Source organism: Paenirhodobacter sp. YD-8, from assembly GCF_056590935.1.
The window spans coordinates 1,212,378-1,237,420 of sequence record NZ_CM152649.1 but is presented as its reverse complement, the minus strand read 5'-3'; the positions used below and the strand labels follow the sequence as shown (position 1 = coordinate 1,237,420).

Below are 25,043 nucleotides of genomic sequence, written 5' to 3'. Positions count from 1 at the left end.
GATTCCGCGGGCGCGCGATACATGCGCCGTGAAGCGGCAAAATTCAAGGAGAATGTCAAGCGTCGCGGAGCTTTTCCGGTGCGACGTGAAGGCGCGCGGCCTGCGCCGCCTGTTCGGGCCAATGCGCGAAGGGCAGCACGGCACCGCCCGAACGACTCGCGGCGACCTGATCCAGATCGACGGTGGCGACGACCCAGCCGGGCTCGTCCATCGCGCCCTCGGCAATCACGCCCGTCGCCGGCCAGCCTGTGTCCGAGGGGCCGTAGATCGCCGCCGCGCCCCGGTTCACGTCGATCGCCGGGCACCACAGCGCCTCGCCCACGGTCGGCGCCTGCACGACGACGCACTGGCTTTCAAGCGCGCGCGCCATGGCGCCCACGCGCACCCGCCAGAAGCCCGCCTCGGTGTCGGTGCAGGACGGGACAAGAAGGATCTCGGCCCCCGCCTCGGCGAGTGCCCGGGCCAGCAGCGGGAATTCGCTGTCATAGCAGATCAGCACGCCGATGCGGCCAAGCGCGGTGTCGAAAAGCGTCAGCCCCGCGCCCGCCTCGACCGACCACTCCTCGCGCTCGAAACGGGTCATCATCGCCTTGTCCTGATGGCCGATGCGCCCTGCCGGGCCGAAGAGCGTGGCGCGGTTCAGCCGCCGCCCGCCCTCGATCACCGGGCCCGAGGGGGCGAGGATCGTCAGCCCGAACTCGATCGCCAGCCCTTCGAAGGTCGCCTCCATCGCGGCGCGGTGGCGCACCACCTCGTTCAGCGCGGCCTCGAGATCGGCCGCGACCTGCGCCCCGCCAAGCGCCGCAAGCTCCATCGCCGCGTATTCGGGAAAGACCAGCAGATCGGCGCCCTTCAGCACCGCCTGCTGCACCCAGGCCCGCGTCTTCGCCGCCCATTGCGCGACATCGGCGACCTGATCGAAGGGATAGGCGGCGGCCGCCACGGTCACATGTCTCACAGCGCTCGCCCCCAGAATTGCAGCGGTTTTTCGGTCTGTTCACCGTCGCCGAGATCGGTCCAGCGGAACCGCGCGACGACGCCCGGCATCGGCTCGTAGCCGCGCTTGCGCCAGAACCCGTCGAGCGGGCGATAGTCCGCGGGCCGCATCGGGTGATCGGCCGACCGCATCACCGAGCAGAAGGCGGAAAAGCTACGGCCAAGCGCCCGGGCATGAGCCTCGCGCGCGTCGAAGAAGGCGTGGCCGAGGCCATGGCCGCGATACTCGGGCAGCAGCACCGACTCGGCGCAATAGAAGACCGCCTCGAGCGGCAGCCCGGTGTCCGCGAAGGGGGCGGCGAAATCCTCGGCGTGATCCTCGAGCGGCGTGCCGGTCGCGGCGCCGACAAGCCGCGCGCCATCGAAGGCGCCGACCACCACCGCCGTCTCCGAGGCGCGATAGCTTTCAAGATAGCGCCGCTCGTAGTCGAGCGAGCCGTCGTAAAGGTAAGGCCAGTCGCGGAACACCGCGATGCGCAGCCGCGCCACGTCGTCAAGCGCCGCGTCGAGCGCTGCGCCGGTCAGGCTGCGGACCTCGACCATCAGCTGACCTGCCGGACCCAGTCGGAAAGGTTGTAATAGGTCGTCACCCGGGTGATGCGGCCGTCCTTCAGGCTGAGGAAGGCGCCGGCCGGCAGCACGTATTTCTGCCCGCGCGCCTCGGGCAGGCCGTCGTCGGTCTCGAGATAGACGCCATGGACGACGAATTCGGCCGCCGCGCGGGTGCCCGCGTCATTCGCCATCACCACGACATCGGCCAGATGCTCGCGGTAGCAGCGCGTCATGTGGGCGTTGAAGGCGCGGAAGGCCTCGGCGCCGCGGCGGATCTCGCCCTCGTTCACGTGATGCTCGAACTCGTCGGCGATCAGCGCTTCCATCGCGGCGGTGTCGCCGGCATTGAAGGCCTCGTAATAGCGGGTGACGGCGGCAAGGGCCTCGGCGCGGGGCATGGGCGAACTCCGGTCGGATGGAACTGACCGAGATGTGGCATGCGCAAGGCCCCGCGTCAAACCCCGCAACCGACGTCGGGGCGCGCGAAACCGTCGCGGGGACAGCGGCTCAGATCGGCTGCTTCGGCGGGCCGAAGCGCTCGACCATATGGGCGCGGATCTGATCGCGGGTCAGCCGATAGGCGGCGAGCCGCGCCTCGCGCCCCTCGCCCACCCCGGTCGGGTCGTTGATCGGCCAATACTCGACCGAGACGTGATGCACCCGCGCCGCCTCTTCGGCCAGCGCGCGCGAGGCCGGCGTCAGCGCCACCACCAGATCGAAGGATTCGATCTCGTCGCCGAAATCCGACAGCTCGTTGAAATCGCGGGCGCGGTGGCGTGTCAGGTCGATGCCGATCTCGTGGCACACGGCGATGGTGAAGCCGTCGATCTCCAGATCCGACTTCACCCCCACCGACTGCACATAGACCTCGCGGCCATAGAACTTCTTCATCATCCCCTCGGCCATCGGCGAACGCGTGGCGTTGTGGTCGCAGCAGAACAGGACCGAATGGGGAAGCGACGCCATCATTTTACCGGGGTAAGAACACAGACGAGAGTGAAAAGACGGCGCGCGGTGTCGATGTCGAGCTCGGCCTTGCCCTCGAGCCGCTCCTGCAGGATCCGCGCGCCCTCGTTGTGGATGCCGCGCCGGGCCATGTCGATCGCCTCGATCTGGCTCGGCGGCAGCTTCTTCACCGCGTCGAAATAGCTGGCGCAGATCTGGAAGTAATCCTTCACCGCCTGCCGGAACGGGCCGAAGCTGAGGTGGAACTCGGCCACCTTCGCGCCCGCCTCGGTGGCGGTATCGAAGACCAGCCGGCCGTCGCGCACCGCAAGCGTCAGCGCGAAGGGGCCCTCGGGCGGCGGGGCGCCGTCGCGGCCCGGGAGGGTGAAGCTGTTGTCCTCGAGCAGGTCGAAGACCGCGACGCGGCGCTCCTGCTCGATTTCCGGGGCGGGGGCCGGCAGGCCGCTGTCATCGATCTCGAGACGGGTGATGCGGGCCATCAGGCGTCCCCTTCCTTCAGCGCCTCGGCGCAGTTCAGCGCATCAAGCCGGGCACGCACCGACAGGCCATGCGCCTGCAGGCTTTCCGAGGTGGCGAGGATCTCGGCCGAGGGACCGATCGCGCGCAGCGCCTCGGGCGTCATCCTGGCAAGCGTGGTGCGCTTGAGGAAGTCCATCGCGCTCAGCCCCGAGGAGAAGCGCGCCGAACGCGCCGTGGGCAGAACGTGGTTCGGCCCGCCGACGTAATCGCCGATCGCCTCGGGCGTCCATTGGCCAAGGAAGATCGCGCCGGCATGGGTGATCTCGGCGCTTAGCGCCTCGGGATCTGCAACGCACAGTTCGAGGTGCTCGGGCGCGACGCGGTTCGACAGCGCCGCCGCCTCGCTCAGGTCGCGGGTGACGATGACGGTGCCGAAATCGCGCCAGCTGGCGCCGGCGATCTCGCGCCGCTCAAGCGTGGCAAGCCGTTTTTCCAGCGCCGCGACGACCTCCGTCGCAAAGCCCGCATCGGGCGTCAGCAGCAGCGCCTGCGCCGACTGGTCGTGTTCGGCCTGGCTGAGCAGGTCGATCGCCACCCAGTCGGGGTTGGCGGTGCCGTCGGCGATCACCAGAATCTCGGAGGGGCCGGCAATCATGTCGATGCCGACCTTGCCGAAGACGCGCCGCTTCGCCGCGGCGACAAAGGCGTTGCCCGGCCCGGTGATCTTGTCGACCGGGGTGATCGTCGCCGTGCCATAGGCGAGCGCCGCAATCGCCTGCGCGCCGCCGATGCGGTAGACGGTGTCGACGCCCGCAAGCCGCGCCGCGAGCAGCACCAGCGGATTCACCGCGCCCCCGGGCGTCGGGCAGGCGATGACCAGCCGCTCGACCCCGGCGACCTTGGCCGGAATCGCATTCATCAGCACCGAGGACGGATAGGAGGCCAGCCCGCCCGGCACGTAAAGCCCCGCCGCCGAGACCGGCGTCCAGCGCCAGCCAAGCTCGGCGCCGTTGGGTTCGCTCCAGCGTTCCTCGGCCAGCGGCATCTGCCGCGCGTGATAGGTGCGGATCCGCTCTGCCGCGAGCTCGAGTGCGGCACGCTCGGCCGCCGGCACCTTGGCAATTTCCGCCTCCATCTCAGCAGGCGAGAAGGCGAGGGTTTCCGGGGTCAGCGACAGCCGGTCGAATTTCTCGGTCAGCTCGATCACCGCCGCATCGCCGCGCGTGCGCACATCGGCGATGATCGCGGCGACGGCCGCATCGACATCGGGGCTGTCCTCGCGCTTCATCCCCAGAAGCGCGGTGAAGCGGGTCTCGAAATCGGCGTCGGCGGTGGCAAGGAAATGCGGCATGGGGAGGCTCCTTCTTGCCCAAGGGATTAAGGCCTTGCCGCGCGCGGGGCAAGCACTCGTGTCCCCTGCCCTGCGCCCCGTGCTTTTTCCTGGTTCAAATACGCATGCGACGGCTCGGCCCGAGACGCCACCGGGGGGCTCGCCCCGGACCCCCGAGAGTATTTCCACCAGGAAAGCACCTGTGGCTCGCCGGCTCAGCCCAGCGTCTTGCGCATCGGATGACCGAGGATCCAGCGCCCCTCGCGTGCCGGGCCCGCGGCGTGCCAGCCGTGGTGGCGGTAAAAGGCGAAGGCCGTCGCGGTGGCGGTGAGCAGGCCGTTCGTGCGCCCCATCGCCACGAGTTCCGCCTCCATCGCCGCCAGCAGCGCCGCCGACAGCCCCTGCCTGCGGGCCTCGGGATCGACATAGAGCAAGGTGATCTTGCCGGTGTCCGGCGCCTGCCCCGCCCAGTCGATCGCGCCGACCGCCTCGATCCGCCCGCGCCCCGCGACATAGAGCCGTCCGCCCGGCACGGCGATCATCGCCGCGACGCCCTCGGGGGTCTTGTCCGCGAGCCATCGGGCGATCCGCGCCGGGTCATCGTGGTGGTCGGCCGCGCAAAGCCCGGTGATCGAGGCCACCAGAACCTCGGAGATCCGTGCGGCATCCTCGGGGCGGGCCGCGCGGATCATTCGGGATGATGCGGTGCGGCGCCCGAGACGGCGCGGTAGGGACGCGTCACGTCGTGCAGGTCGACCTCGAGGCATTCGGTCGAGATCGCAATCGCGCCGTCGCCCGCCAGCGTCAGCAGCACGCGACCGGCGGGGTCCTCGCCCGGCTCCCAGCCGAGATCAAGGAGCGACAGCACGAGATCGGGATCCTTGCGGTCGATCCCCTGCGAGGCGATGCCGGTGACGCCCGAGATCACCAGAAGCGCCCGCACCCGCTCGTAGGGGCGCTTTTCCGCCTCGGCCGCGGCCTTGTCTTCCCAGCGGAAGCGGTTGACGAGCACCACCAGCCGGCGCGCCTTCGCCTCCCAGGCGATGTCGGCAGTGGAGAAGACCGCGTCCTGCACCAGCGCGGCGATGACCTTCAGGTCCTCCGCCGTCTCGGCCCGCAGCGCGAGCGCCCCCTCTGCCCCGTCCTCGAATCGCGCGTCGGTCGTCATGCGTCCTCCTGCGGCAGCACCGAGAGCGTCTCGGCCTCCCATTCCTTGTAGGTCTTCCCCTCCGGGGTCTTCCACTCCAGCGTGCCGTTCGCAGCGCGCCCGAGGATCACCGAAGCCGCGGCCGAAGGGCTCGCGAAGGCGTAATTCTCGGCGAAGACACAGAAGTCCCCCTCGGGAACAAGCACGCCGGACTGCCTCAACTCGGTGTAAAGCCCCTTGTAAGTGGCATAGTCCACACCAGTCCAGTTCCCGCGCGCATGGGTGCCAGCTTCCACCACGAACTCACCAAGCACAAGGCGCGCCTGCGCCGTCAAGCCCGCGCGCGGCGCCGACAGCCGAAAGAGCGGCCCTTCGACCGCCTCCCCCCTTGCACGCTGTTCCAGCTCGGCCGGCGGCACAACAGCGGGCCGTTTCCGTTCCACAAACATGTCGATGCGCAGCGCCGGCAGCACGATGAACAGGGTCTCGAGGAACTCTTCCATATTGGCACGGGCGGCTTCGGAGAGGCCCGGGCGCGCCGGGGCGGTGCTGTTCTCGAGCGGCATCCGGCCGATCCGCTTCGCCTCCTCGATCAGCCGCGCCTCGAGGTATTTCACATGCGCCTTGTGCAGGTTGTTCGCCTGGGTGGTGATCAGCGCCGCATGGGTCCAGAAATCCTTCTGCACGTCATGGCTGCGGATCCGCTGCGACACGTCCTCGCTCTCGCCGATATAGGCAAGCGGCCCGGTCTCGCCCTCGCCCAGCAGGACATAGACGCCGGTGTGCCGCGCAGCGGGCCGGCTCAGCGCCGCGGCGATCTGCGTGCGCGGGAAGTACAGGACATGGCCGGTCCAGTTGAACACCTCTGCCGTCTGCATCCCCTCGGGGTTGCCGTCGACGAAGAAAAGCTCAAGCGACCGGCCCTGCGCCATCACTCGCCCTTCACCCGCTCGATCTTGGCGCCGACCGCGCCGAGCTTTTCCTCGACCCGTTCATAGCCGCGGTCGAGGTGGTAGACGCGGCTGACCACGGTCTCGCCCTCGGCCGCCAGCCCGGCAAGGATCAGCGACACCGAGGCCCGCAGGTCGGTCGCCATCACCCGCGCGCCCTTCAGCCGCTCGACGCCATGCACCGTCGCCTGACCGCCCTGCACCTCGATCCGTGCGCCCATGCGCATCAGCTCGGGCGCGTGCATGAAGCGGTTCTCGAAGATCTTCTCCTCGAGGACCGAGGTCCCGTCGGCGGTGGCAAGCAGTGCCATCATCTGCGCCTGCAGGTCGGTCGGGAAGCCCGGGAAGGGCTCGGTCACCACGTCGACGGCGCGGATCCGGCCGTTCTTGCGCTTCACCTTCAGCCCGGTCGCCGTCTCCTCGACCGAGACCCCGGCCGCGTCGAGCTTCTCGCAGAAGCTCTCGACCAGCTCGATCTTGCCGCCGAGGCATTCGACCTCGCCACCGCAGATCGCCGGGGCGAGCATGTAGGTGCCAAGCTCGATGCGGTCGGTGACCACAGGGTGGGTCGCACCATGCAGCCGGTCGACGCCCTGGATGGTGATGGTCGAGCTGCCCTCGCCCTCGATCTCGGCCCCCATCGCGCGCAGGCAGCGGGCAAGGTCGACGATCTCGGGTTCGCGCGCGGCGTTCTTCAGCACCGAGGTGCCCTTCGCCAGCACCGCGGCCATCAGGAAGTTCTCGGTCGCACCGACCGAGGCGAATCGCATCTCGTGCACCGCGCCGCGCAGCCCGCCAAGCGCCTTTGCGTGCAGATAGCCTTCCTTCAGCTCGATCTCGGCCCCCAGGGCCGAAAGCGCGTCGATGTGGATGTCCATCGGCCGCGCGCCGATCGCGCAGCCGCCCGGCAGCGACACCACCGCATGACCAAGCCGCGCCAGCAGCGGGCCGAGCACCAGATTCGAGGCGCGCATCTTCCGCACGATGTCGTAATCGGCGACCGGGTTGATCTCGCCATGGCAGGAGGTGGCCAGCACCTTGCCGTCCTGCAGCCCCGTCACCTCGGCGCCGAGGCTTGCCAGAAGCTCGGTCATGGTGCGAATGTCGCTCAGCCGCGGCGCATTCGTCAGCGTCAGCGGTTCCTCGCTCAGAAGCGTCGCCGGCATCAGCGCGAGGCAGGCGTTCTTGGCCCCGGCAATCGGGATCTGGCCGTGAAGCGGCCCGTTGCCGCGTACGATGATCGAATCCATCTACTCGTTCTCCTGCCCGCCCCGACCCGATTCCGTCTCGGCCGCATCCGCCGCCCGCCCGCGCGCCTGCGCCTTGCGCCGCGCGAGATTCGCCCGCAGCGCGGCACGCAGCCGTTCCTCGCGGGTTTCGGGCGCAGCTTTCGCGCCGCCCTTGCCGGGTTTCTTCTCGGGGGTATCCTCTGTCATTGGCCCTCTCTACCCCGCCCGAAAAAATGTGTCGAGAGAGAGTGAAAATTTGCCCTTGCGCCCCCGCGCGATGTCCTCTAAATCCCCGCCCACGGTCGACGCCGACCGAAACGGCGCTGCAGTAGCTCAGTGGTAGAGCACTCCCTTGGTAAGGGAGAGGTCGAGAGTTCAATCCTCTCCTGCAGCACCATCTTCCTCCTGAAAATCCACGTGAAATCGGCCGGGTTCGCTGCTGTTCGCAAGCGATTGCGCCGCTTTTGCCGTTTGCGCCCGGGCCAACCGCGGCCTGTCCCTTCGCGCCGCCGGCGAAATGCCGCGCAGCAAGGCCCCAGCACCCCGCGCAGAGGGGGCCAGCGCGAATCCTCCCGCGTCGGCCGCATGTTCCGGACACGAAGACGCCGGGGTGCGCAGGAACGCCCCGGCGTCAAAGTGAGCGAAAGTCAGGACCGAGCTCAGGCCGCGGTGCCGGCCCCGACCGTGCGCGCAATCGCCTGACCGAGATTCGCCGCGGCGGCGACGCCGTCGATCACCGGCAGGTCGGTCAGCGCCGCAAGCGCGCCGCGCAGCCCGCACATGCCCGCGCAACCAAGCGCGATCGCCCCCGCCCCCTCGGCGCGGGCGGCCTGCATCTCCTCGGCAAGCCGCGCGATCACCGCTGCCCCGCCCTTCTCGACGGCGAGCACCGGCAGCCCGCTCGGCCGCACCGAGACGCAGCCTGTCGCAAGCCCGTAGCGGCCGAGGTTGTCCTCGAGTACCGGCACCGAGACGGCAAGCGTCGTCACCACCGAGAACCGCCCGGCGACCAGCGCGGCCATGTGATAGGCCGCCTGCCCGATGCCGATCACCGGGCAATGCGCGGCGGCGCGCAACTCGCCCAGGCCGGTATCGTCGAAGCAGGCAATCACCAGCACATCGGCGCCGGCCGCGCGCGCCGCGGGCAGCATCGCCATCAGCCCCGCCACCGCCTGGCGCCCGTGCTCGGGCCCCTCGATCGCCGGCGGCCCGCCGGTGTTGGTCCAGCCGAGGATCTCGGCCTCGGGGGCGGCGGCACGCGCCACCTCGACCACCTGCCGCGTCATCGACTCGGTGGAATTGGGGTTCATGAAGATCAGTTTCATTTCAATCGTCCGTTCTGCGCCCGCGCCTCAGCCCGCCTTCGCGAGGCTCGCCATGCGCCGCGCCCGCCGCCGCGCGGTGATCCAGACGGCCAGCAGGAAGACGCCGATGATCAGCAGCGAGAAGGCCGTGGTCAGCGTGCCGAGCGCATAGATCACCGGCTTCGTCACGTTCGTCGTCATCCCGAAGATCTCGAGCGGCAGGGTGTTGTAGCTGCCCGCAGTCAGCAGCGTGCGGGCAAACTCGTCATAGCTGAGCGAGAAGCCGAACAGCGCCACCCCCACCACCGAGGGGAAGATGATCGGCAGCACGACATGGGCAAAGGTCTGCCAGGCGCTGGCGCCCTGATCGCGCGCCGCCTCCTCGTAGGAGGGGTTGAAGCGGTTGAAGACCGCGAACATCACCAGAAGGCCGAAGGGCAGCGTCCAGGTCAGCTGCGCGCCGAACCCCGAGGTCGCCCAGTGCACCTTCAGCCCGAAGCGGTCGAAGATCAGCCCGACGCCCAGCGAGACGAGGATCGAGGGGATCACCAGCGAGGCGATGGTCAGATAGAACAGCGCCGCCGAGCCGCGGAAGCGCTTGCGGAAGGCGAGCCCCGCCATCACCGAGATCACCACGGTCGCCACCATCACCATCAGCCCGAGCGCGAAGGAGCGGCGGAACGAGCCCCAGATGTCGCCCACCGCCTGCTGCTCGAACAGGTTGTGGAACCAGTAGGTCGAGACCCCGTTCATCGGGAAGGTCAGCCCGCCCTGCGGCCCCTGGAAGGACAGGATCGCGATGGTGATCGTCGGGCCATAGAGGAAGATCACGAACAGCACGAAGAAGGCGGTGAGCGCGTAGAAGCTGCGCGGACGCGGTTCCATGTCAAAGCTCCTTGCGGATGTTCACGAAGCGCATCAGCGCGCCGATGATCAGAAGGACGACCGCCAGAAGCACGATCGAGGTGGCGGAGGCGGAGGGATATTGCAGCAGCGCGATGTCATTCGAGATCAGCCGCCCGACGTTCGCCGATTGCGAGCCCGACATGAACCGCACGGTGATGAAATCGCCCATCACCAGCGCCAGCACGAAGATCGTGCCGATCATGATCCCGGGCTTCGAGAGCGGGATGATGACATGGGTCAGGATCTGCCGCCCCGAGGCGCCATTGTCGCGCGCCGCCTCGACCAGGCTGCGGTCGATGCGCATCATCGTGTTGAAGATGGGCGTGATCATGAACAGCGTGTTCAGGTGCACGAAGGCCAGCACCACCGAGAAATCGGAGTAAAGCAGCCACTCGACCGGCGCATCGACGATGCCGAGGCTCATCAGCGCCTGGTTCGCCAGCCCGTTGCGCCCGAGGAAGGGAATCCAGGAGATCATCCGGATGATGTTCGAGGTCAGGAAGGGAATGGTGCACAGCAAAAACAGCACCATCCGCGTCGCCTCGGACCGGATGTGGAAGGCAAGGTAATAGGCGACGGTGAAACCGATGCCGAGCGTCAGCCCCCAGACCAGCGCGGCATAGACGAAGGTCTTGAAGAACACCTGATAGGTCACCGGAGAGGTCAGCAGGAACTGGTAGTTCTCGAGGCTGAAGGCCGGGATGATCGAGAATTCCGTGGCCTGCCAGAAGCTCACGATGAAGATGGTGAGGATCGGCAGCACCAGGAAGCCCGCCAGCACCGCGGTGAGCGGCGCGGCCAGAAGCCAGCCCTGCAGATTGCGTGAAACCGCCATGACGCGCCCTTTTCCTTGGCCAAATACTCGCGGGGGGATGCGGGGGGCCGCGCGCCCCCCGCGCGGTTCATCACGAGGCGATGAACTCGTTCCACTTGCGGACCATGTACTGGTTCTCGTCCATCACCGAGTTCCAGCATGCGACATGGCCCATGCGCTCGTAGAACGAGCCGCCGTCGCGGCTCTCGCCGGCCTTGGCCATGACCTTGCCGAACGGGTCGGCGATATCCTCGGCCGCGGGCTTGCCTTCGAACCAGTAGCCCCATTCGTTCGGCGTCATGAAGTCCTTCGAGGTCGCCGGCACCGCCGAGTAATAGCCCTGACGCATCAGGAAGGCGCCGACCCAGCCCGAGAGATACCAGTTGATGTATTCATAGGCGGCATCAAGCTGCATGCCGGTCAGCGACTTCGACAGGCCGAGCCCGCCGCCCCAGGCGCGATAACCTTCCTTCAGCGGCTGGAACACGCAAGGAATGCCGCGCGACTTCACCGCGGTGACGGCGGGCGACCACATCGACTGGATCACCACCTCGCCCGAGGCCATCAGGTTCACCGACTCGTCGAACGACTTCCAGAAGGCGCGGAACTGGCCGGCTTTCTTCGCCTCGGTGAAGATCGCGATGGTCTGGTCGATCTCGGCACGGGTCATGTTGCCCTTGTCGCCGTACTTGATCTTGCCCGAGGCCTCGCAGACCATCGCCATGTCCATGATCCCGATCGAGGAGATGTCGAGGATCGAGGCCTTGCCCTTGAACTCGGGGTTCAGCAGCTCCGCCCAGCTTTCGATCGGACGGCCGATCAGGTCGGGGCGGATGCCCAGCGTGTCGGCGTTGTAGATCGTCGGGATCAGCGTCATCCACTGCGTCTGTTCCTTGGCGAAGGCGGTCGAGCCCGGGCCTTCGACGAAGCCCACGGTGTTCGGCGCGGTGCCCTGCGCGACAACGCTTTCCGGGGTCAGCTTGCCATCCTTGAAGATGCCGACGATCTTGTCGTAATTCTTGATCTTGGTCGTATCCATCGCCTGCAGGTTGCCGGTCGGCCAGACCTTCTTGCAGATCCAGTATTCGATGTCGGCGATGTCGAAGCTGTCGGGCTGGGTCGCGGCGCGCTGCGTGACGCTGTCGCTGTCAAGCGCGGTCATCTCGAGCGTGAAGCCGAGCTCTTCCTTCACCTTCTGGCCGACCTCGTTCAGGTTCGACACGCCGGTGCCGAACTGGCGCAGGGTGATGTTCTTGATCTCCTGCGCCCAGATCATCGGCGCCGGAAGCGCCGAGGCGGCGGCGACGGCGGCGCCCGATTTCAGGATGGAGCGGCGCGAGTAACGCATCTTCGACATGGGAAATTCCTCTCTGTTGGGGAGTGTCAGGCTTCGAGGCGGTGCAGCCGCCCCTCGTCCCAGCCAAGGCGCAGGGCCTCGCCCGGGTTGATCGGTTGCGCGAAGAAGGCGGCGTCGGACACCAGCGCGGTGATCTCCTCGCCGCCCTCGGTCTTCGCGGTCAGCGCGACGCGGTCGCCCTGATATTCGACGGCGCTCGCGGTGGCGGCGACGCCGCCGCTCGCGACGATGCGGACCTCGTCCGAACGGATCGCGACGCGCGCGCCATGCCAGTCGAGCACATTGTGCCCGCCCATGAAGCGGGCGACGAATTCGGTGCGCGGCGCGCCCCAGACCTCGCGCGGCGGGCCCGCCTGCTCGATCACCGCGCGGTTCATCACCACGCATTCATCGGCCAGCGCCAGCGCCTCGTCCTGGCCATGGGTGACATGGATGAAGGTGATGCCCAGCTCGCGCTGCAGCCGCTTCAGCTCGGCCCGCATCCGGATCCGCAGGAACGGGTCAAGCGCCGAGAGCGGCTCGTCGAGCAGCAGCACCCGCGGCTCGGTGATGAGGGCACGCGCCAGCGCCACGCGCTGCTGCTGCCCGCCCGAGAGCTGCGCCGGCAGCCGGTCGGCCAGATGCGCCATGTCGACAAGCTCGAGCAGCGCCATCGCCTTCTTGTGCCGCGTCGCCTTGTCGACGCCCTTCATCCGCAGACTGAAGGCGACGTTGTCGCGCACATTCAGATGCGGGAAGAGCGCATAGTTCTGGAACATCATCGCGGTGCCGCGCTGCGCCGGCGGCAGGTTCGAGATTTCCATGCCGTGCAGCACGATCCCGCCCGAGCTGACGCTCTCATGCCCCGCGATCATCCGCAGCGTCGAGCTCTTGCCGCAGCCCGAGGGACCGAGCAGGCACACATAGCTCGCCGGCGCGAAGATATGGCTGATGTCGTCGACGGCGACGGTGTCGCCATAGCGCTTCGTCAGATGCACGAGTTCGAGATCGCCCTGAGTTCTCATCTTCGCTCCTGTCGGCTCAACTGCGCCCACCCTGCGGCGACCGGTTGCCGGAGCGGGAACGGATTCGATCCGGCCAGACGGGCAAAACATGATCTGCGCATAATTTATGCACCATCGGATACGCGTTGCACGATATCCGGCACAAAATCGTATACAATCTTGTGTTCGAAGCTCGCCCCTTGCTCCTCCGCCCCGCACCCCCCAAGAATCACAGGGAAGGAGACACGCATGGACCTGCCGAGCCGAGACACCAGTTCCGACAGCATCGCCGAGGAGATCGCCCTGGCGATTCACGAGCATCGCCTGCCGCCGGGCTCGAAACTGTCGGAAGACGAGGTCGGCGAGATCTTCGGCGTCTCGCGCACCGTGGTGCGTGCGGCGCTGCAACGGCTGGCACATGACCGGCTGGTCGAGCTGCGGCGCAACCGCGGCGCCTTTGTCGCGCAGCCGAGCCTGCGCGAGGCGCGCGAGGTGTTCGAGGCCCGCGCCCTGCTCGAACCGCGCACCGCGCGCTCGGCGGCCGAACGGATCACCGAGGCCGATCTTGCCCTGCTGCAACGCCATATCGACGCCGAACACGAGGCACTCGCGGCGGGCCAGGCCGGTCGCGCGCTCTACCTCTCGGGCAAGTTCCACATCGAGATCGCCCGCATCGCCGATCAGGACACGATCGCCGAGTTCATCACCCAGCTGGTCGCCCGCTCGTCGCTGATCATCGCGGTCTACTGGCAGCGCCGCGGCGCGCTGTGCGAACGCCACGCCCATCACGCGCTGATGCGCGCGCTGGCCGCCCATGACGGCGCACTGGCCGAGGAGCTGATGAAGAGCCACCTGCTCGATCTGCTCTCCTCGCTCGACCTGCGCAGCCGCGTGGCCGCCCCCTCGAGCCTGCGCGAGGCGCTCGGCGGCTGAGCCGCGCCCATGGTGTTTCCCTGCGTTCCCGGCTACTTCGGGGAGGTGCCGGACGTGGCGGGATCAACGCCCCCGGACGCCAGCAGCGGAGAGGAAGATGCGCAGCACAAAGGTCATCCACGTCGTCTCGTGCCATGCCGAGGGTGAGGTCGGCGATGTCATCGTCGGCGGCGTTGCCCCGCCCCCCGGCGCCACCGTCTGGGAACAGCGGGCCTGGATCGCGCAGGATCAGGGGCTGCGCAATTTCATGCTGAACGAGCCGCGCGGCGGCGTCTTCCGGCACGTCAACCTGCTGGTGCCGCCGCGCGCCCCCGAGGCGCAGGCCGCCTGGATCATCATGGAGCCCGAGGACACGCCGCCGATGTCGGGCTCGAACTCGATCTGCGTCTCGACGGTGCTGCTCGACAGCGGCATCATCCCGATGCAGGAGCCGGTGACCGAGATGGTGCTCGAGGCGCCGGGCGGGCTCGTCCGGGTGCGGGCCGATTGCGCGAACGGCAAGGCCGAGCGCATCCATGTCGAGAACCTGCCCTCGTTTGCCACCCGGCTCGGCGTGCCGCTCGAGGTGCCGGGGCTGGGCACGATCACCGTCGACACCGCCTTCGGCGGCGACAGTTTCGTGGTGGTCGACCCGGTGGCGCTTGGCGTGACGCTCGAGGCTGACCGGGCGCGCGAGATCGCCGAACTCGGCATCCGCATCACCAATGCCGCCAATGCCCGCTATCGCTTCGAGCATCCGGAAAAGCCCGACTGGGCGCATCATTCCTTCTGCCTGTTCGCCGGGCCGATCACCCGCGAGGGCAACCGGCTGAGCGCGCAATCGGTGGTGGCAATCCAGCCCGGCAAGCTCGACCGCTCGCCCACCGGCACTGCGGTCTCGGCGCGCATGGCGATCTTGCACGCGCGCGGCGAGATGGGGCCCGAGGACCGCTTCACCGGGATCTCGATCATCGGCTCGCAATTCGAGGGGCGTATTCTGGGCACCACCCAGGTGGGCGATGTGGCGGCGATCCGGCCCGAGATCAGCGGCCGCGCCTGGATCACCGGCACGCATCAGCACATGCTCGACCCCGCCGATCCCTGGCCCGAGGGTTACCGGATCTCGGACACCTGGCCGCGCCTCTTCTGAGGCACCGGGCCGGGGCGCAGCTGCGTCCCGGCCCGTTCTTTGCAGCGCCTCAGAACCGCTCGGCCGCGAAGGGGGCAAGCGAGATCGCCGGTGCGCGCCGCGCGACCAGCGCCGCCACCAGTTCCGCCGTGCCCGCCGATTGCGTCAGGCCGAGATGGCCGTGGCCGAAGGCATAGACCACCCGGTCCGACTTCGGCGAACGGCCGATCACCGGCAGGCTGTCGGGCAGCGAGGGGCGGAATCCCATCCATTGCGTGCCGCCGGTCGGGTCGAAGCCCGGCAGGAACTCGACCGTCTTGCGCACCAGCAGCTCGGCGCGGCGATAGTTCGGCGGCAGGTTCAGACCGCCGAGTTCCACCGCCCCGCCGACCCGCAGCCCCTCGCCGATCTTGCTGACCACGAAACCGTGGTTCGAGAAGGTCAGATGGGTGCGCAGATCGAAGCTCGCGGTCGGGAAGGTGGTGTTGTAGCCGCGTTCGGTATCGAGCGGGATCCGGTCACCGAGCGTCCGCGCCAGCCGGTGCGACCAGGCGCCGGCGGCAATCACCACCTGCGCCGCGCGCCGCAGCCCCGCACTGGTCGCGACCTCGACCCCCGCCGCACCCGGCGTCACCGATTGCACCTCGGCCGTCTCGATCACGCCCCCCGCAGCGGTGAAGGCGCGGGCCAGGTGTTCCGTCCAGAGCGCGGGATCGACGGTGTTCATCCAGGTCGGCGTGTAACCGCCATGGGTGAAGCGCGGGCTCAACCCGGGCTGGATCTCGGCCAGCGCGCCGGCGCTTTCGATCAGGCGGAACTCGATGCCGTGGCGGCGGCGCTGCTCCCAGGCCGGCAGCGACGCCTCGAACTGGCCGCGCCCCTCATAGACCTGCAGCTGCCCCTCGCGCCGCATCAGCGGCTCGCCCGAGACGCGCCCGATCAGCCGCTCGAGCGCCTGCGAGGAGAGCTGCATCATCGAGGATTGCGCCGCCACCGCCGCCTCGTAGCGCGACTTCGAGGTGGCGCGCCAGAAATGCAGCATCCAGGGCAGGATCTGCAGCGCATAGGCCGGCCGCAGCGACAGGGGCCCGAGCGGATCGAGCAGCCATTTCGGTGCCTTGCGCATGATGCCCGGGGTGGCAAGCGGCTCGACCTCGGCAAAGGCGAAGGCGCCGGCATTGCCGCGCGAGGTCTCGGCCGCAACGCCCTTGCGGTCAAGGAGGCGCACCTTGTGCCCCTCGCCCACCAGCGCGAGCGCGGCGGCGACGCCGACGATCCCCGCGCCGATGACCAGAATTTCAGTGTTTTCGGACTGCCCCATCTCGGACCTCGATCATGCTCGCAGCTGCAAAAAGGAACGCCGCCCGGCACCACAGGGGTGCCGGGCGGCCGGGATCACAGGACGATCCCGTTTCGGAATGGATCGTTCGGCAGGAAGATCAGCGTGCTTTCCGCCATCACATAGGCCTGACCGGTGATCGAGGGGATCACCCCTCCCGTCGGCCCCTTGGCGTAGGACAGCCGATAGCTGCTGCCGATGGTGCTTTCCTGCACGATCTCCTCGCCCTCGGCGAGCAGGCCGCGCGCCGCAAGGCACGACAGCCGCGCCGAGCTGCCGGTGCCGCAGGGCGAGCGGTCGTAATCGTCGTCGGGGCACAGCACGAAGTTGCGGCTGTGGCCTTCGGGCGTTTCGGCCGGGCCGTAGAAGATGACGTGGTCGATCAGCATCCCCTCGCCGCAGCCGACGCCGCACGCGCGCAGCGCCTCGCGCACCGCCACCGTCACCTCGGTGAGCTGGCGGATGTTCGAGGAGGCCACCGGGATCGGGCTCGGGTCGACGATGAAGAAGCAGTTGCCGCCATAGGCGACATCGCCCGTCACCATGCCGATGCCCGGAACCTCGACCGAGACATCGGCCTCGACGCGGCGGCTTTCGATGTTCGTCACCTTGACCGTGTTCGCGTCCTGCACGTCGACGGTCACCACGCCCACCGGGGTCTCGATCCGGCTTTCGCCAAGGCCGATGCGCCCCATGTAGAACAGCGTCACCGCGAGACCGATGGTGCCGTGGCCGCACATGCCCAGCACCGCCTCGGCGTCGAAGTAGATCACCCCGGTGACGCAGCTCGGATCGACCGGCGGCACCAGCAGCGCACAGACCATCGCCGCCTGCCCGCGCGGCTCGAGGATGACCGAGCGATAGAAATCGCGGTGCTCGGTCGCGAGCCGGCGCGCGCGCTCGGCCAGCGGCCCGGACCCGAGGTCCGGAGCGCCGTCGAGGATCACCCGGGTGGGCTCGCCCCCGGTGTGACTGTCGATCACATGCATTCGGCGATCACCCCGCCCTGCTTCGACCAGTTCGCGAACCAGCGGTTGAACTGGTGGAACTGCGCCTCGCAGAATTTCGCCTGCGACGGCGACAGCGCGTCGGTCTCGTTGATGTTCAGTTCGTACTCCTTCTCGCCCTTCAGCACCATCAGATGCTTGAAGTAGAGCACGAGATCGACGCCCTCGTCGAACTTCGCCAGCACCGAGAAGGCCTCGGCCAGCTCGCGGGCGCGCAGATCGGCCTCGGGGCAGCCTTCGGCGGCACGGCGCGACAGCGCGACCTGCAGCAGCGCCTCCTTCGGGAAGATCGTGCCGATGCCGGTGATCGCGCCGACCGCGCCGCATTTGGCGAAGCCGTGATAGACCTCGGTGTCGACGCCGACCATCAGGATCACGTCGTCATCTTGCGAGGTGATGTGCTCGGCCGCATAGCTCAGATCGGCCTTGCCGCCGAATTCCTTGAAGCCGATCAGGTTCTTGTGCTCGGCGCGCAGGGCGAAGAACAGGTCCGCCTTGGTCGAGTAGCCATAGTAGGGGCTGTTGTAGATGATCGCCGGCACATCCGGGGCGGCCTCGAGGATCGCCTTGAAGTGGTTGCGCTGCGCCGCGACGGACAGGCCGCGCGACAGCACCCGCGGGATCACCATCAGACCGGCGGCGCCGACCTTCTGGGCGTGGGCGGCATGCGCCACGGCCGATTTCGTGTTGATCGCGCCGGTGCCGACGACGACCGGCACGCCGGCCTTGGTCAGCCGCTCGACGCCTTCCATGCGCTGTTCGTCGGTCAGCAGCGGCCAGTCACCGCAGGACCCGCAATAGACCACGCCGGACATCCCGGCCTCCATCATTTCGGTGCCCTTGCGCACCAGCGCGTCGAAGTCGGGCGCGCGGTCGGGGGTGCAGGGGGTGAGCAGCGCCGGGATGGTGCCGAGGAAGACGTCTTTCTTCATGGGAAGCTCCTTTGAATGAGGGTGTCGGGATCGTCGCGCCGCCAGGCGCAGCGCCCGGGTGTCAGGTCGCGCCGCCGGAAATCCAGGCGGGCGGGGTTGCGGGGGCAAGGCCGCTTCGGGCGGCCTCGGCGCAATGGGAGAGCGGGCCGAAGCGGACGGCACGATTGCTCAGCCCCGGCGCGTAATGGGCGTATTTGCCCGAGTTGGTCATCAGCACCTGCGCCTCGGGCGGGAACACCGGCTCCGAGATCGAGCACCAGCACAGATCGGGCACGATCCGCACCCCCGCGGCCTCGAGCGCCGCCTTCACCCCGTTCGCGGCGATGGTGGCAAGCGTGGCGCGGCCGAGGGTGACGATGGCGGCGACGCCCGGTGCGACGCGGGTGCCCGCCATCAGCGCGGCGAAGGCCGCACATTCGGCGGCAGAGAAATGCGGGCTGCCAAGCGCCACGAGGTCGATCTTCTCGCCGCCCGCGTTGAACTCGCGCCACAGCCGGGCGAACTCCGCGGGCCCGATCGAGACGACATCGGCGCCCGGTGCCGGCGGCAGATCGGCCTCGGGCGTGTGGCCCGCCACATGCAGCATCGGCGCGGCCGAGGTGGTGCCATAGGCCGCACAGAGTGCCTTGAGGTCATCCTCGCCCGGGCGCGCGGCCTCGAGCCCGCGGATCAGCGGGATGCGGTCGGGCGCGGCCTGACCGACGAGCCAGCCGAGCATCGGCCAGAAGGCATCGTCGGCGCCCGCGGGCATCGTCACCTCGACGATCCGGCGCGGCGCGCGGTTCTCCGTGAGATAGACCCCGGCGCGCGCGGTGCGGCCGGTGAGCGCGATGCACAGATCCATGAAATCGGCGTGTTTCACCGTGCGCGCGCCCAGCACGCTGTTGGCATAGATCACCGCATTGCTTTCGGCCCAGGCGATGTCCTCGCCCTTGGCCGGGCGATCCTCGAGCAGATAGGGCGCGCAGGTGAAGCTCGGCCGGGCGCCCATCTCGACATAGGCATCGGCAAGCCCCGCGGCGCCCGCGCCGAAGGCCGGATCGACCCCTTGCTTGCGCCAGTTCGCATGATCGACCGAGATCGCGTTCATCGTCGTCGGCACCCGCACCCGGGCGCCCTTGTCGGCCATCGCGCGCGCGAAGGTCAGGAAGGCCGGGCTTGCATAGATGCAGCCGTCGATATGCACGCGGCTGACGTCGGTCAGGCAGGTCGCGCCCTGCGCCGTGGCCATGGTGACGATGATCTCCATCGCCAGACGTGCGGCCTCGCCCGCCTCGCCCGCCAGCATCGCGCGGTCGCCATCGCTCAGCGCGATCTCCCCTGCCCCGGCCGGAACCAGCGGCCAGAGGTGATCGCCGGCGCGCAGATGCGTCGCGGTGATCTCGGCCACCGGCTCGCGGGCGAGCGCATCATATTCCTCGGCCGTGAGCCGCAGCACGGCGATGTCATGGTCGAACAACCGCCCCGCGACCAGCGCACCGAGGGTGAGGATATCCTCGCCCTCGCGGAAGATCAGCGCCCGCGGCGCGGTGCCGGCGAAGGCAAGGCCGAGCAGCACGCCGCTGCCGGTGCACGAGCCGCGGCTGGTCGGCATCATCACGATCCGGCCGGCCAGCGACTGGCCATGCTGCGGGTGATGGGCATCGATGATCCGGCTGCTCTGGGGGTGCACACCGCCCCAGACGCTCAGCCCCTCGTCGCACACGAGGATCGGACCTTCCACCGAAGCGGACACGATCACGGTCGCCATGACTCACCCCTCCGCAGACCAAAAATCCAGCAAGTCGAGTGCCCTGCTCCATTCCGGACCGGCACGGCCGACTTTTGGATACCCTTTCCGTTTCGCTGACTGCTAATGTTGCAATCAGCGCAAAAATATGCTTAAACGATCACAACTGGTAAGAAAAGAAAAATATGACACAAATGGAAAAATCCCCCGGAGATGAGGCCGAGGGCGACGATTGGGAAGCCGAAAGGCTGCAGCTGCGCTCGGAACTGGGCAGCCGGATGAAGGCGGTGCGCCAGGCCTGCGGTTTCACCCTCGAAGTCGCGGCGCAACGCACCGGGCTTGCGCTCTCGACCATCCACAAGATCGAGAACGGCCGGGTTTCGCCGAGCTATGAGAACCTGGTGCGAATCGCCCGCGCCTACGACATCGGCATGGAACGGCTGTTCTCCTCGGATCACGAGGCGCAGCAGACGACGCGGATGACCGTCACCCGCGCCGGCCATGGCCGCAAGGTGCGCTCGCGCAACTTCGAATACGAGGTGCTGTGCAACGCGCTGGCCGAGAAGAAGATCATCCCGCTCGTGACCATCGTCGAGCAGCGCGCGCCGCTGCGCCCCGAGGAACTCGAATCGCATGACGGCGAGGAAACGCTCTACGTCATCTCGGGCCGCATCGAGCTGGTGGTCGAGCATTACGAGCCCGTCATCCTCGAACCCGGCGACTGCGCCTATTTCGACAGCACGCTGAAGCATGGCCTGCGCTCGGTCGCCGACGAGGAAGCCAAGATCTTCTGGGCCTGCACCTACGTCGACGTCGACAAATAGGGCCCCCACCCCCCCCCTGATGCCCCCCCCCCGGGAGCCTGCGGCCCCCGGCCCCAGACTGCCCAGACCTGCAAGGAGACTGCCCCAATGACCGACCCGACCCCGATTTCCTTCGACGCGCTGCTGGCGCGCGTGCAGGGCATCCTCGAGACCTGCGGCGTGCGCCCCGAAAGCGCCGCGGCGGTCGCGCAGGTGATCGTCGCGGGCGAGCGCGATGCGTGCAAGTCGCACGGCATCTACCGGCTCGAGGGCTGCCTGCGCGTGCTGGCCGCGGGCAAGGTCGATCCGCAGGCGGTGCCGCAGATCCATGACGCGGGCCGCGCGGTGATCGAGGTCGACGCCGGCGGCGGCTTCTCGAACCCGGCCTTCTATGCCGCCAAGGACCTGCTTGCCGCCCGGGCGAAGGAGATGGGCCTTGCGGCGCTGGTGATCCGCGACTGCCTGCATTTCTCGGCGCTGTGGCACGATGTCGAGGCGCTGGCCGCCGACGGGCTTGCCGCGCTCTCGATGTGCCCGAGCTATGCCTTCGTGGCGCCGGCGGGCGGGCGCGAGCCGCTTCTGGGCACCAACCCGATCGCCTTCGGCTGGCCGCGGGCGGGCGCGACGCCCTATGTCTTCGACTTCGCGACCAGCGTCGCCGCGCGCGGCGAGATCGAGCTGCACCGCCGCGCCGGGACGCCGATCCCCGAGGGCTGGGCCGTCGACCGCGAGGGCAAGCCCACGACCGACCCCGAGGCGGCGCTTGCGGGCGCGATGCTGACCTTCGGCGCGCACAAGGGCTCGGCGATCTCGACCATGGTCGAGCTGCTCTCGGGCGCGATGCTGGGCGAGTTCATGAGCCGCGAGGCGCTGGATTTCATGGGCGGTTCGGCGGCGCTGCTGCCGCGCCACGGCGCGCTGGTGCTGGCGCTCGATCCGCAGGTCTTCGCCGCGCGCAGCGGCCGCGACCCGATCGCCGAGGGCGAGAAGCTGCTCACCGCGATCGGCGCACAGGGCGCCCGCCTGCCCTCGGAACGCCGCTTTGCCGCCCGCACGAAGGCGTTGCGCGACGGCATCCCGCTGACCGCGGCGGAACTTGCACAGCTCGAGCGCTTCGAGCGTCTCGGCCTTGCCGCCCTCGACGCCTGAGGCGTTCGACAGACAGGAAAAAGGCGCGGGTTTCGGCCCGCGCCTTTTTCATTCCGGGATGCCCGGCGGCCCAAGGCCACCGGAGCAGGATCTCAGCGCACGCTCGCTAGGAACTTGCGCGTCTCGGGGTGCTGCGGATCGTTGAACAGCTGATCCGGCGCGCCGATCTCGGCCATGATCCCCTTGTGGAAATAGGCGACCCGGTCCGACACGTCGCGCGCGAAGGCCATCTCGTGGGTGACGCAGATCATCGTCATGCCTTCCTCGGCCAGCATCTTCAGCGTCTCGAGCACCTCGCCCACCAGCTGCGGGTCAAGCGCCGAGGTCACCTCGTCGAACAGCATGTAATCGGGCGACATGGCGAGCGCGCGGGCAATCGCCATGCGCTGCTGCTGGCCACCCGACAGCCGCGTCGGATAGGTCGAGAGCTTCTCGCCCAGACCGACGTGCTTGAGCTGCTTCTCGGCGATCGCCTCGGCCTCGGCCTTGCCGATGCCCAGCACCTTGCGCGGCGCGAGGGTGACGTTTTCCAGCACGGTCAGATGCGGGAAGGCGTTCCACTGCTGAAACACGATGCCGATCTTCTGGCGCAGCTTGTTCAGGTTGGTCGTCTTCGCATGCACCTCGGTGCCGTCAACGAGGATCCGGCCCTTGTCGATCGGCTCGAGCCCGTTGATGCAGGTCAGCAGCGTCGATTTCCCCGAGCCGGAGCCGCCGATCACGGTGACCACCTCGCCCTTCTGCACGGTCAGGTCGATGCCCTTGAGAACCTCGAGCTGGCCAAAGGACTTGTGGACGTTCTGGATCTCAATCATTGGACCACCTTTTTTCGAGATATCCGCCGAACCGCGCAAGCGGGAAGCTGATGATGAAGTAGAAGGCGCCGCAGATCAGGAGCAGGAACAGCGGCTCCTGCAGGCGCGTGATGAGGATCTGGGTCGATTTCAGCAGCTCGGTGACCTGCACGACATAGACGAGCGCCGAGTCCTTCATCACCCCGAGCGCGAGGCCGATCCAGGACGGCAGCGCGATCCGCGTGGCGAGCGGCAGCACGATATAGCGCATGTCCTGCAGCCAGCTCATGCCGAGCGAGCGCGCCGCGCGGCGGGTGGTGGCGGGCACGGCATGGATGCCGCCGCGCACGATCTCGGTGCAATAGGCCGCGGTATAGAGCGACAGCACCATGCAGGCGACGGTCAGCCCCGAGATATGCAGCCGCAGCACCATGCCGACGAAGGCATTGGCCAGCACCAGCTGGATCAGCAGCGGCACCGAACGGAAGATGTCGAGCACGAAGGTCACCGGCGCGAACCAGATCGGGCCGAGCTGGCCGCGCAGCACGCCGAAGACGATGCCGAGGAGGGTGCCGATGAAGACCGAGATCGCGGTGACGAGGATGGTCATCCCCGCGCCCTTGGCGAGGAAGATCAGATCGGCCGAGGTGAGGGCGGTATGAAACATGGTCGGTCCTCCCTCAGTACCGGAACAGGCGCGACGCGATCAGGCGCGCGCCGAGCGTGATGATCTTGGTGATGATGTAGAAGATCACCGCCGCGATCGCGAAGAGCTCGAAGGTGCGGAAGGTCAGCGCGTTCAGATCCTGGGTGACGCCGTAGAGGTCGGTGTTCATCCCCACGGTGACGCCGAGCGAGGTCATCAGCACCGCCCAGACCATCTGGTTGGTCATCGGCAGGAAGGCGATGCGCAGCATCTGCGGCAGGATGATGTAGCGGAAGGCCTGCAGCTGCGACATGCCGAGCGAGCGGCCGGCGCGGGTCTGCGTGTCGGGAATGGCCTTGAGCGCGCCGCGGAAGTTCTCGGCCAGGTAGCCCGCATTGTTGAAGGTGATGCCGATCAGCAGCGAGGTGAAGGGGCTGAAGTGGATGCCGAAGCTCGCCACGCCGAAATGCGCCATGTAGATCTGAAAGAGCGCCGGCGTGTTGCGGGCGATCTCGACCCAGGTGGTCGCGATGGCCTTGAGCGGGCGCGAGCCGGACAGGCGCAGCAGCGTGAGAAGGACGGCGAGCGCGATGCCGATCAGCATCGACAGCACCGCCACTTCCATCGTCACCGCCGCACCGTCCAGCATCTTCGGAAGCCGGGCAAGCGCCTGGTTCCATTGGAAGGTGTAACCGAACATTGCAGGGTCCTGCCTGTTGGGGAGCGAAAGGAAAGACGGCGCGGAAGGCCCGCGCCGCCGTTATTTCCCGTGTCCGCTCAGCGGTAGGCGTTCGGAACGGTCAGCGAGGGCAGATCGCCGCCGACCCACTTCTCGTAGAGTTCCGCATAGCGGCCGGTGCGGACCTGCTGGTTCACGAAGAGGTTCAGATAGTTGATCAGGCCGTATTCGTCGCGGTTGGTGAACAGCGCGACATAGTCGGTGTCGAACGGCGCCTTGCCGACGACCGAGATCCCCGGGAAGTTGCCGGTCTTCACGTTCGCCATCGCCACGGTCGAGGTCGAGACGGTCGCGTCGATCTGGCCCTGGCTCAGCGCGAGGAAGACGTCGGCCTGGGTCTGGTAGGGACGGAACTCGCCCGTGCCCCATTCCTGCACCTGCTTCTCGAGCGCGATCGCCTCGAAGGTGCCGGCGGTGGCGCCGACGGTGTGGCCCTTCATGTCGTCGAACGACTTGATGCCCGACTTTTCATTCGCGGTCACCGCCATCTCGAAGGCGAAGTAGGGGACCGAGAAGCCGACCGTCTTCGCACGCTCGAGCGTGTCCGAGGTCGAGGCGACGCCGACGTCGACGCGGCCCGACATCAGCGCGGGGATGCGCTCGGGGAACGGCGTCTCGACGATCTCGGCCTTCACGCCGAGCGCCTTGGCTAGGTCGTTGCAATAGTCGACGTCGAAGCCGATCGGCTCGTTGTTGGCGTCGCGCATGCCCATCGGCGGGAAGTCGAGCACGACCGCGCAGCGCAGCGTGCCCGAGGCGATGATGTCGTCGAGCTTGTCGGCCTGGGCGACACCGGCAAAGCCCGTCGCGGCGACCAGGGCGGCGGCAAGGGTGATCATTTTCATTGGTTGGAAACCCCTCTGTTGATTCT

At 68.1% G+C, this 25,043-nt stretch carries 28 protein-coding genes and 1 tRNA gene; 5 read left to right on the top strand and 24 right to left on the bottom strand.

Translation table 11 applies throughout. The features are described 5' to 3' along the window. Positions 1-55: 55 nt before the first annotated feature. The 11 genes from AC0QTQ_RS06060 to AC0QTQ_RS06010 all read right to left on the bottom strand — a co-directional run bounded on the left by AC0QTQ_RS06060 (position 56) and on the right by AC0QTQ_RS06010 (position 7,836). On the bottom strand, positions 56-949 hold the full coding sequence (locus tag AC0QTQ_RS06060) for a carbon-nitrogen hydrolase family protein (RefSeq protein ID WP_480259199.1): 894 nt from the start codon (positions 947-949) through the stop codon (positions 56-58). A 5-nt stretch (positions 950-954) separates the two neighbouring features. After that, positions 955-1,539: a GNAT family N-acetyltransferase gene (locus AC0QTQ_RS06055; RefSeq protein ID WP_480258713.1), complete on the bottom strand. Its 585-nt coding sequence runs from the start codon at positions 1,537-1,539 to the stop codon at positions 955-957. After that, positions 1,539-1,946, bottom strand: a complete 408-nt coding sequence (locus AC0QTQ_RS06050) for a ketosteroid isomerase-related protein (protein ID WP_480258712.1) — start codon at positions 1,944-1,946, stop codon at positions 1,539-1,541. The genes AC0QTQ_RS06055 and AC0QTQ_RS06050 overlap by 1 nt, the downstream gene beginning before the upstream one ends. A 109-nt stretch (positions 1,947-2,055) precedes the next feature. Beyond that, the gene (locus AC0QTQ_RS06045; RefSeq protein ID WP_480258711.1) at positions 2,056-2,517 is read right to left on the bottom strand and encodes an arsenate-mycothiol transferase ArsC; all 462 of its coding nucleotides are present in this window, start codon (positions 2,515-2,517) and stop codon (positions 2,056-2,058) included. Next, positions 2,514-2,993 (bottom strand): UPF0262 family protein, encoded by a 480-nt coding sequence (locus tag AC0QTQ_RS06040; protein WP_480258710.1) that lies wholly within the window; start codon positions 2,991-2,993, stop codon positions 2,514-2,516. Before AC0QTQ_RS06040 ends, AC0QTQ_RS06045 begins: the two co-directional genes overlap by 4 nt. After that, positions 2,993-4,324: a histidinol dehydrogenase gene (gene hisD, locus AC0QTQ_RS06035; RefSeq protein ID WP_480258709.1), complete on the bottom strand. Its 1,332-nt coding sequence runs from the start codon at positions 4,322-4,324 to the stop codon at positions 2,993-2,995. The genes AC0QTQ_RS06040 and hisD overlap by 1 nt, the downstream gene beginning before the upstream one ends. A 194-nt stretch (positions 4,325-4,518) precedes the next feature. Then, complete coding sequence (locus AC0QTQ_RS06030) at positions 4,519-4,995, bottom strand: GNAT family N-acetyltransferase (RefSeq protein ID WP_480258707.1); 477 nt, start codon at positions 4,993-4,995, stop codon at positions 4,519-4,521. After that, complete coding sequence (locus AC0QTQ_RS06025) at positions 4,992-5,471, bottom strand: DUF2948 family protein (RefSeq protein ID WP_121530439.1); 480 nt, start codon at positions 5,469-5,471, stop codon at positions 4,992-4,994. The genes AC0QTQ_RS06030 and AC0QTQ_RS06025 overlap by 4 nt, the downstream gene beginning before the upstream one ends. Continuing rightward, complete coding sequence (locus AC0QTQ_RS06020) at positions 5,468-6,382, bottom strand: GIY-YIG nuclease family protein (RefSeq protein ID WP_480258705.1); 915 nt, start codon at positions 6,380-6,382, stop codon at positions 5,468-5,470. Before AC0QTQ_RS06020 ends, AC0QTQ_RS06025 begins: the two co-directional genes overlap by 4 nt. Continuing rightward, entirely contained in the window at positions 6,382-7,650 is a 1,269-nt protein-coding gene (murA, locus tag AC0QTQ_RS06015; RefSeq protein WP_480258704.1) for a UDP-N-acetylglucosamine 1-carboxyvinyltransferase, read from the bottom strand. The genes AC0QTQ_RS06020 and murA overlap by 1 nt, the downstream gene beginning before the upstream one ends. Continuing rightward, positions 7,651-7,836, bottom strand: coding sequence for a hypothetical protein (locus tag AC0QTQ_RS06010; RefSeq protein WP_113901141.1), 186 nt, complete (start codon positions 7,834-7,836; stop codon positions 7,651-7,653). Positions 7,837-7,951: 115 nt separating this feature from the next. Between AC0QTQ_RS06010 and AC0QTQ_RS06005 the strand changes: the two genes are divergently transcribed. Continuing rightward, a tRNA-Thr gene (locus AC0QTQ_RS06005) sits at positions 7,952-8,026 on the top strand. 262 nt (positions 8,027-8,288) lie between these two features. On the opposite strand, the gene AC0QTQ_RS06000 is transcribed toward AC0QTQ_RS06005, so the two are convergent. From AC0QTQ_RS06000 to AC0QTQ_RS05980, 5 genes are all read right to left on the bottom strand, one after another. After that, positions 8,289-8,954, bottom strand: a complete 666-nt coding sequence (locus AC0QTQ_RS06000) for an aspartate/glutamate racemase family protein (RefSeq protein WP_480258703.1) — start codon at positions 8,952-8,954, stop codon at positions 8,289-8,291. 27 nt (positions 8,955-8,981) lie between these two features. Continuing rightward, entirely contained in the window at positions 8,982-9,818 is an 837-nt protein-coding gene (locus tag AC0QTQ_RS05995) for an ABC transporter permease (protein WP_480258702.1), read from the bottom strand. A 1-nt stretch (position 9,819) separates the two neighbouring features. Further along, the gene (locus AC0QTQ_RS05990) at positions 9,820-10,674 is read right to left on the bottom strand and encodes an ABC transporter permease (RefSeq protein ID WP_121530434.1); all 855 of its coding nucleotides are present in this window, start codon (positions 10,672-10,674) and stop codon (positions 9,820-9,822) included. Positions 10,675-10,744: 70 nt separating this feature from the next. Continuing rightward, positions 10,745-12,010, bottom strand: a complete 1,266-nt coding sequence (locus AC0QTQ_RS05985) for an ABC transporter substrate-binding protein (protein ID WP_121530433.1) — start codon at positions 12,008-12,010, stop codon at positions 10,745-10,747. Between the two features lie 26 nt (positions 12,011-12,036). Then, positions 12,037-13,014 (bottom strand): ABC transporter ATP-binding protein, encoded by a 978-nt coding sequence (locus AC0QTQ_RS05980; protein WP_480258701.1) that lies wholly within the window; start codon positions 13,012-13,014, stop codon positions 12,037-12,039. 228 nt (positions 13,015-13,242) lie between these two features. Between AC0QTQ_RS05980 and AC0QTQ_RS05975 the strand changes: the two genes are divergently transcribed. Together AC0QTQ_RS05975 and AC0QTQ_RS05970 are read left to right on the top strand one after the other, a co-directional pair. Beyond that, positions 13,243-13,926, top strand: coding sequence for a GntR family transcriptional regulator (locus AC0QTQ_RS05975; RefSeq protein ID WP_480258700.1), 684 nt, complete (start codon positions 13,243-13,245; stop codon positions 13,924-13,926). A gap of 97 nt (positions 13,927-14,023) precedes the next feature. Next, positions 14,024-15,055 carry a trans-3-hydroxy-L-proline dehydratase gene (locus tag AC0QTQ_RS05970; protein WP_480258699.1) on the top strand — a complete coding sequence of 344 codons (1,032 nt, stop codon included), beginning with the start codon at positions 14,024-14,026 and terminating at the stop codon, positions 15,053-15,055. 49 nt (positions 15,056-15,104) lie between these two features. Here AC0QTQ_RS05970 and AC0QTQ_RS05965 read toward each other — a convergent pair whose 3' ends face one another. The 4 genes from AC0QTQ_RS05965 to lhpI all read right to left on the bottom strand — a co-directional run bounded on the left by AC0QTQ_RS05965 (position 15,105) and on the right by lhpI (position 20,062). Further along, the gene (locus tag AC0QTQ_RS05965) at positions 15,105-16,355 is read right to left on the bottom strand and encodes an NAD(P)/FAD-dependent oxidoreductase (RefSeq protein ID WP_480258698.1); all 1,251 of its coding nucleotides are present in this window, start codon (positions 16,353-16,355) and stop codon (positions 15,105-15,107) included. Positions 16,356-16,429: 74 nt separating this feature from the next. After that, positions 16,430-17,362, bottom strand: a complete 933-nt coding sequence (locus AC0QTQ_RS05960; protein WP_480258697.1) for a 4-hydroxyproline epimerase — start codon at positions 17,360-17,362, stop codon at positions 16,430-16,432. Further along, positions 17,353-18,312, bottom strand: coding sequence for a dihydrodipicolinate synthase family protein (locus AC0QTQ_RS05955; protein WP_121530427.1), 960 nt, complete (start codon positions 18,310-18,312; stop codon positions 17,353-17,355). The genes AC0QTQ_RS05960 and AC0QTQ_RS05955 overlap by 10 nt, the downstream gene beginning before the upstream one ends. A 61-nt stretch (positions 18,313-18,373) precedes the next feature. After that, on the bottom strand, positions 18,374-20,062 hold the full coding sequence (gene lhpI, locus AC0QTQ_RS05950) for a cis-3-hydroxy-L-proline dehydratase (protein WP_480258696.1): 1,689 nt from the start codon (positions 20,060-20,062) through the stop codon (positions 18,374-18,376). Positions 20,063-20,235: 173 nt separating this feature from the next. On the opposite strand from lhpI, the gene AC0QTQ_RS05945 reads away from it, so the two are divergent. Then, positions 20,236-20,865, top strand: a complete 630-nt coding sequence (locus AC0QTQ_RS05945) for a helix-turn-helix domain-containing protein (RefSeq protein ID WP_240664556.1) — start codon at positions 20,236-20,238, stop codon at positions 20,863-20,865. Positions 20,866-20,952: 87 nt separating this feature from the next. After that, positions 20,953-21,993, top strand: coding sequence for an Ldh family oxidoreductase (locus AC0QTQ_RS05940; protein ID WP_480258695.1), 1,041 nt, complete (start codon positions 20,953-20,955; stop codon positions 21,991-21,993). Between the two features lie 92 nt (positions 21,994-22,085). Here the strand turns inward: AC0QTQ_RS05940 and AC0QTQ_RS05935 are convergent, their stop codons facing one another. The 4 genes from AC0QTQ_RS05935 to AC0QTQ_RS05920 all read right to left on the bottom strand — a co-directional run bounded on the left by AC0QTQ_RS05935 (position 22,086) and on the right by AC0QTQ_RS05920 (position 25,017). Next, entirely contained in the window at positions 22,086-22,808 is a 723-nt protein-coding gene (locus AC0QTQ_RS05935) for an amino acid ABC transporter ATP-binding protein (RefSeq protein WP_480258694.1), read from the bottom strand. Beyond that, positions 22,801-23,454 (bottom strand): amino acid ABC transporter permease, encoded by a 654-nt coding sequence (locus AC0QTQ_RS05930; RefSeq protein ID WP_121530422.1) that lies wholly within the window; start codon positions 23,452-23,454, stop codon positions 22,801-22,803. Before AC0QTQ_RS05930 ends, AC0QTQ_RS05935 begins: the two co-directional genes overlap by 8 nt. A gap of 13 nt (positions 23,455-23,467) precedes the next feature. Beyond that, positions 23,468-24,133: an amino acid ABC transporter permease gene (locus tag AC0QTQ_RS05925; RefSeq protein WP_121530421.1), complete on the bottom strand. Its 666-nt coding sequence runs from the start codon at positions 24,131-24,133 to the stop codon at positions 23,468-23,470. 77 nt (positions 24,134-24,210) lie between these two features. After that, a complete protein-coding gene (locus AC0QTQ_RS05920) occupies positions 24,211-25,017 on the bottom strand; it encodes an ABC transporter substrate-binding protein (protein ID WP_113900411.1) in 807 nt (268 codons plus the stop codon). Positions 25,018-25,043: the final 26 nt, after the last annotated feature.

Bases quoted from the DNA above. Each gene is read 5' to 3' on its own strand.
- AC0QTQ_RS06055 (WP_480258713.1), bottom strand. From the start codon at position 1,539: ATGGTCGAGGTCCGCAGCCTGACCGGCGCAGCGCTCGACGCGGCGCTT.
- AC0QTQ_RS06050 (WP_480258712.1), bottom strand. From the start codon at position 1,946: ATGCCCCGCGCCGAGGCCCTTGCCGCCGTCACCCGCTATTACGAGGCC.
- AC0QTQ_RS06045 (WP_480258711.1), bottom strand. From the start codon at position 2,517: ATGATGGCGTCGCTTCCCCATTCGGTCCTGTTCTGCTGCGACCACAAC.
- AC0QTQ_RS06040 (WP_480258710.1), bottom strand. From the start codon at position 2,993: ATGGCCCGCATCACCCGTCTCGAGATCGATGACAGCGGCCTGCCGGCC.
- hisD (WP_480258709.1), bottom strand. From the start codon at position 4,324: ATGCCGCATTTCCTTGCCACCGCCGACGCCGATTTCGAGACCCGCTTC.
- AC0QTQ_RS06030 (WP_480258707.1), bottom strand. From the start codon at position 4,995: ATGATCCGCGCGGCCCGCCCCGAGGATGCCGCACGGATCTCCGAGGTT.
- AC0QTQ_RS06025 (WP_121530439.1), bottom strand. From the start codon at position 5,471: ATGACGACCGACGCGCGATTCGAGGACGGGGCAGAGGGGGCGCTCGCG.
- AC0QTQ_RS06020 (WP_480258705.1), bottom strand. From the start codon at position 6,382: ATGGCGCAGGGCCGGTCGCTTGAGCTTTTCTTCGTCGACGGCAACCCC.
- murA (WP_480258704.1), bottom strand. From the start codon at position 7,650: ATGGATTCGATCATCGTACGCGGCAACGGGCCGCTTCACGGCCAGATC.
- AC0QTQ_RS06010 (WP_113901141.1), bottom strand. From the start codon at position 7,836: ATGACAGAGGATACCCCCGAGAAGAAACCCGGCAAGGGCGGCGCGAAA.
- AC0QTQ_RS06000 (WP_480258703.1), bottom strand. From the start codon at position 8,954: ATGAAACTGATCTTCATGAACCCCAATTCCACCGAGTCGATGACGCGG.
- AC0QTQ_RS05995 (WP_480258702.1), bottom strand. From the start codon at position 9,818: ATGGAACCGCGTCCGCGCAGCTTCTACGCGCTCACCGCCTTCTTCGTG.
- AC0QTQ_RS05990 (WP_121530434.1), bottom strand. From the start codon at position 10,674: ATGGCGGTTTCACGCAATCTGCAGGGCTGGCTTCTGGCCGCGCCGCTC.
- AC0QTQ_RS05985 (WP_121530433.1), bottom strand. From the start codon at position 12,010: ATGTCGAAGATGCGTTACTCGCGCCGCTCCATCCTGAAATCGGGCGCC.
- AC0QTQ_RS05980 (WP_480258701.1), bottom strand. From the start codon at position 13,014: ATGAGAACTCAGGGCGATCTCGAACTCGTGCATCTGACGAAGCGCTAT.
- AC0QTQ_RS05975 (WP_480258700.1), top strand. From the start codon at position 13,243: ATGGACCTGCCGAGCCGAGACACCAGTTCCGACAGCATCGCCGAGGAG.
- AC0QTQ_RS05970 (WP_480258699.1), top strand. From the start codon at position 14,024: ATGCGCAGCACAAAGGTCATCCACGTCGTCTCGTGCCATGCCGAGGGT.
- AC0QTQ_RS05965 (WP_480258698.1), bottom strand. From the start codon at position 16,355: ATGGGGCAGTCCGAAAACACTGAAATTCTGGTCATCGGCGCGGGGATC.
- AC0QTQ_RS05960 (WP_480258697.1), bottom strand. From the start codon at position 17,362: ATGCATGTGATCGACAGTCACACCGGGGGCGAGCCCACCCGGGTGATC.
- AC0QTQ_RS05955 (WP_121530427.1), bottom strand. From the start codon at position 18,312: ATGAAGAAAGACGTCTTCCTCGGCACCATCCCGGCGCTGCTCACCCCC.
- lhpI (WP_480258696.1), bottom strand. From the start codon at position 20,062: ATGGCGACCGTGATCGTGTCCGCTTCGGTGGAAGGTCCGATCCTCGTG.
- AC0QTQ_RS05945 (WP_240664556.1), top strand. From the start codon at position 20,236: ATGGAAAAATCCCCCGGAGATGAGGCCGAGGGCGACGATTGGGAAGCC.
- AC0QTQ_RS05940 (WP_480258695.1), top strand. From the start codon at position 20,953: ATGACCGACCCGACCCCGATTTCCTTCGACGCGCTGCTGGCGCGCGTG.
- AC0QTQ_RS05935 (WP_480258694.1), bottom strand. From the start codon at position 22,808: ATGATTGAGATCCAGAACGTCCACAAGTCCTTTGGCCAGCTCGAGGTT.
- AC0QTQ_RS05930 (WP_121530422.1), bottom strand. From the start codon at position 23,454: ATGTTTCATACCGCCCTCACCTCGGCCGATCTGATCTTCCTCGCCAAG.
- AC0QTQ_RS05925 (WP_121530421.1), bottom strand. From the start codon at position 24,133: ATGTTCGGTTACACCTTCCAATGGAACCAGGCGCTTGCCCGGCTTCCG.
- AC0QTQ_RS05920 (WP_113900411.1), bottom strand. From the start codon at position 25,017: ATGAAAATGATCACCCTTGCCGCCGCCCTGGTCGCCGCGACGGGCTTT.